This window comes from Aeromonas sp. (assembly GCF_050633025.1).
Taxonomy (GTDB): domain Bacteria; phylum Pseudomonadota; class Gammaproteobacteria; order Enterobacterales; family Aeromonadaceae; genus Aeromonas.
Genome location: NZ_JBODRQ010000198.1, coordinates 1 through 4,431, shown reverse-complemented (window position 1 = coordinate 4,431; position 4,431 = coordinate 1). Strand labels below are relative to the sequence as shown.

The 4,431-nt window shown below is 62.3% G+C and carries 4 protein-coding genes; all 4 read left to right on the top strand.

All coding sequences use genetic code 11. From position 1 onward, the window contains the following. A partial coding sequence (gene argB, locus ACRAUW_RS17020) for an acetylglutamate kinase (protein WP_431363224.1) occupies window positions 1-624 on the top strand: 624 nt, incomplete at its 5' end. 25 nt (window positions 625-649) lie between these two features. Next, on the top strand, window positions 650-1,561 hold the full coding sequence (locus ACRAUW_RS17015; RefSeq protein ID WP_431363223.1) for an ornithine carbamoyltransferase: 912 nt from the start codon (window positions 650-652) through the stop codon (window positions 1,559-1,561). Window positions 1,562-1,629: 68 nt separating this feature from the next. Next, the gene (locus tag ACRAUW_RS17010) at window positions 1,630-2,865 is read left to right on the top strand and encodes an argininosuccinate synthase (protein WP_033115910.1); all 1,236 of its coding nucleotides are present in this window, start codon (window positions 1,630-1,632) and stop codon (window positions 2,863-2,865) included. Window positions 2,866-3,047: 182 nt separating this feature from the next. Further along, window positions 3,048-4,431 (top strand): argininosuccinate lyase (argH, locus tag ACRAUW_RS17005; RefSeq protein WP_431363222.1); only part of this gene is annotated, 1,384 nt, incomplete at its 3' end.

Genomic DNA, 4,431 nt, shown 5'->3' with positions numbered 1-4,431 from the left:
ACCAAGAAGAATGGCCTGCGGGTGACCCCGTTCGAGCAGATCCCCTTTATTGCCGGGGCGCTGGCGGGGACCGCCAACAAGCAGATGATGGCCAAGGCCATCGCCACCGGTATTCCGGCTGTGGGGCTCTGTCTGGCAGATGGCGGCCTGTGTCAGGTGACCCAGCTCGACCCGGATCTCGGTGCAGTCGGCGAGTGCAAGCCGGGCAACCCGGCACTGGTAGCGGGCATCCTCGGTCAGGGCTTCCTGCCGGTGGTGAGCTCCATCGGCATCACAGCCGACGGGCAACTGATGAACGTCAACGCGGATCAGGCGGCCACCGCCATTGCCGAGGCGCTCGGTGCCGATCTGGTGATGCTCTCCGACGTGAGCGGCATCCTCGATGGCAAGGGCAAGCTGGTGCCCCAGCTCGACAAGCTGACCGCACTGGATCTGATGGAGAAAGGGGTGATCCGCGATGGAATGGCGGTCAAGGTAGAAGCAGCCCTGCACGCCGCCGAGACCCTCGGCAAACCGGTCTGTGTCGCCAGCTGGCGCTACCCGGATCAGCTGCTCAAGCTGCTGGCTGGCGGCGCGGTCGGCACTCTGGTCAAGATTGCCGATGGCAATCAGGTCGCTATCTAATCTCCACCGGAACAAGGAACATCCGATGCAACATCTTCTGAAAGACAGTGATCTGAACAAAGCCCAGATCGAGGCGATGATTGCGCTGGGCAAAGCGGTCAAGGCTGACCCGAAGAAGTACAGCCAGGCGCTGGCGGGCAAGAGCGTGGTCACCCTGTTCGAGAAGCCCTCCCTGCGCACCCGGGTCACCTTCGACATCGGCATCGCCAAACTGGGCGGCCACAGCGTCTATCTGGATCAGCAGAACGGCGCGCTGGGCAAGCGGGAGTCGGTAAAGGATTTCGCCAGCAACCTGTCACGCTGGTGTGATGCCATCGTCGCCCGGGTGTTCGATCACCAGACGCTTGTTGAGCTTGCTGAACACGGCTCTGTGCCGGTGGTGAACAGCCTGTGCAACCTCTACCACCCCTGTCAGGGGCTGGCCGACTTTATGACCATTAGCGAACACTACGACGATCTGTCGAAGGTGAAACTCGCCTACCTCGGTGATGGCAACAACGTCAGCCACTCTCTGCTGCTGCTGGGGGCGACCTTGGGCACCGACGTCACCCTGATCTGCCCGAAAGGCCACGGCCCGGATACCCAGATCTTCCTGCAGGCGCAGGCACTGGCGGCCAAGTCGGGGGCGACCATCCACATCAGCGATGACGTGGCGGATATCGAAGGGTTCGACGTGGCCTACACAGATACCTGGGTCTCCATGGGCGACAACACCCCGATGGAGCAGGTCACCGAGCTCTTTATGCCTTATCAGATCAACCAGGCCATGCTCGACCGCACCGGCATCCAGCATGTGCTGCACTGCCAGCCGGCGCACCGGGAGCTGGAGATCACCTCGCAGGTGATGGATGGCCCCGCCTCCCTCATCATGGACGAGGCCGAAAACCGGATGCATATCCAGAACGCCGTGTTGCTGACCCTTCTTGGCGGCAAGTAACGCGGCACTCAACCTGAATCACGACACTTTTATTGAATCATCATCGAATCATCACGGAGAGAAGTAACATGAGCGGAATCAACAAGATCGTACTGGCTTACTCGGGTGGACTGGATACCTCGGCCATCATTCCCTGGCTGAAAGAGCACTATGACGCCGAAATCATCGCCTTCGTGGCCGACGTCGGTCAGGAGCGCGACGATCTGGAAGGGATCGAGCAGAAGGCCATCGCCTCCGGCGCCACCAAGTGCATCATCAAGGATCTGCGGGAAGAGTTCGTCAAAGAGTACGTCTACCCGACCCTGAAGACTGGCGCCGTCTATGAGGGCACCTATCTGCTGGGCACCTCCATGGCCCGTCCGGTGATCGCCAAAGCGATGGTCGAGGCCGCGCTGGCGGAAGGGGCCGATGCCATCTCCCACGGCTGCACCGGCAAGGGTAACGATCAGGTGCGTTTCGAAGGCGCGGTCGCCGCGCTGGCGCCCCAGCTGAAAGTGATCGCCCCGTGGCGGATCTGGGATATGCGCTCCCGGGAAGATCTGCTCTCCTACCTGGAAACCCGCAACATCCCCTGCAAGGCGACCCTGAAGAAGATCTATAGCCGCGATGCCAACGCCTGGCACATCTCCACCGAGGGTGGCGAGCTGGAGAGCACCTGGAACGAGCCGTCCGAAGCGGTCTGGCAGTGGACCGTACCAGCCGAACAGGCACCGGATCAGCCGGAGTACGTCAAGCTGACCGTGGCGCAGGGTGAAGTGGTGGCCGTTGACGACCAGCCGCTCAGCCCGCACCAGATCCTGATGACCCTGAACGAGCGTGCCGGCAAGCACGGCGTGGGCCGCATCGACATCACCGAAAACCGGATGGTGGGCATGAAGTCCCGTGGCTGCTATGAAACTCCGGGCGGTACCGTGATGGTCGCCGCGCTGCGCGCCGTGGAAGAGCTGGTACTGGATCGCCCGACCCGCGCCTGGCGGGAGAAGCTGGGTGCCGAGTTCTCCCATCTGGTCTATGACGGTCGCTGGTTCACCCCGCTGTGCAAGGCGATCCTCGCCTCTGCCAACGCCATCGCCGAAGATCTCGACGGTGAAGTGGTGCTGAAGATGTACAAGGGTCAGGTCACTGCGGTGCAGAAGAAGTCGCCGAACAGCCTCTACTCCGAAGACTTCGCCACCTTCGGCGCCGACGAAGTGTATGACCAGAGCCATGCCGAAGGCTTTATCCGTCTCTACACCCTGGCCAGCCGGATCCGCGCCATGAAGGAGCAGCATCAGGCCATCGGTGGTGATCACACTCACGGTTAAGCCACTGGAGTTAATCCGCTGGTACCGAAGAGGGGGCATTGCCCCCTCTTGTATCAATGGGGTGTGAGCAAAGCGGCAGCGCCCCGGCCGCTTCTGTGAGATAACAGGTTCGCAGAAAAACAGGGCACGATTTCAAGCTCGGTGGCCAGGGCGCCGCCGACAACGCATTCAAGGAGAGCAGTATGGCACTTTGGGGTGGACGCTTCAGTCAGGGGGCCGATAGCCGGTTCAAGCAGTTCAACGATTCGCTGCGGTTCGATTACCGCTTGGCGGAGCAGGATATTCAGGGCTCCATGGCTTGGGCCAAAGCGCTGGTCAAGGTGGGCGTGTTGACCGAGGGTGAACAGGCCAAGTTGCAGCAGGCGATGGAGGTGCTGCTCGCCTCGGTGCAGCAGGATCCCCAGCAGATCCTCAGCTCGGATGCCGAAGATATCCACTCCTGGGTCGAGAGCCAACTGATTGCCGCCGTCGGCGATCTTGGCAAGAAGCTGCACACCGGCCGCTCGCGCAACGATCAGGTCGCCACCGACCTGAAACTCTGGTGCAAGGCGCAGGGCGAGCTGCTGCTCGGCTCCATCACCGCCCTGCAACAGGGGCTGGTCGATTCGGCGCGTGCCAATCAGGCTGCAGTGCTGCCCGGTTACACCCACCTGCAGCGGGCCCAGCCGGTCACCTACGCCCACTGGGCACTGGCCTATGTGGAGATGCTGGAGCGGGATTATTCCCGGCTGCAGGATGCCCTCAAGCGCCTCGACACCAGCCCCCTCGGCTGCGGCGCGCTGGCGGGTACTGCCTACGCCATCGACCGCGAAGCCTTGGCGCTCGACATGGGCTTTGCCGGTGCCACCCGCAACAGTCTGGATTCGGTCTCCGATCGGGATCACGTGGTAGAGCTGATGCACGTGGCGTCCCTCTCCATGACCCACCTGTCGCGCTTTGCCGAAGACCTTATCTTCTACAACACCGGCGAGGCGGGCTTTGTCGAGCTCTCCGATGCCGTCACCTCCGGCTCCTCCCTGATGCCGCAGAAGAAGAACCCAGATGCGCTGGAGCTTATTCGCGGCAAGACCGGTCGGGTAGTCGGCGCCCAGATGGGCATGCTGATGAGCCTCAAGGCGCTGCCGCTGGCCTACAACAAGGACATGCAGGAAGACAAGGAGGGGCTGTTCGATGCCCTCGATACCTGGCACGACTGCCTCGATATGGCGGCGCTGGTGCTGATCGATCTGAAGGTCAACAGCGAGCGCACCATGGCGGCGGCGCAGGGCGGCTATGCCAACGCTACCGAGCTGGCGGACTATCTGGTGGCCAAAGGGATTCCATTCCGTGAAGCGCACCATATCGTCGGTGAAACCGTGGTCTTTGCCATCAGCGTGGGCCGCCCGCTGGAGGAGCTCTCTATCGGCGAATTCCAGCGCTTCAGCCCGGTGATCGAGTTCGACGTCTACCCCAATCTGGAACTGGAAGCGACCCTGGCCAAGCGGGTCGCCAAAGGCGGTGTTGCCCGCGAGCAGGTAGCAGCGGCCCTTACCGCCGCAGAGCAGTGGCTGGCCAAACGGGTGGGTT

Excerpts from the sequence above, each read along its gene's own strand:
- ACRAUW_RS17015 (WP_431363223.1), top strand. The coding sequence starts at position 650 with ATGCAACATCTTCTGAAAGACAGTGATCTGAACAAAGCCCAGATCGAG.
- ACRAUW_RS17010 (WP_033115910.1), top strand. The coding sequence starts at position 1,630 with ATGAGCGGAATCAACAAGATCGTACTGGCTTACTCGGGTGGACTGGAT.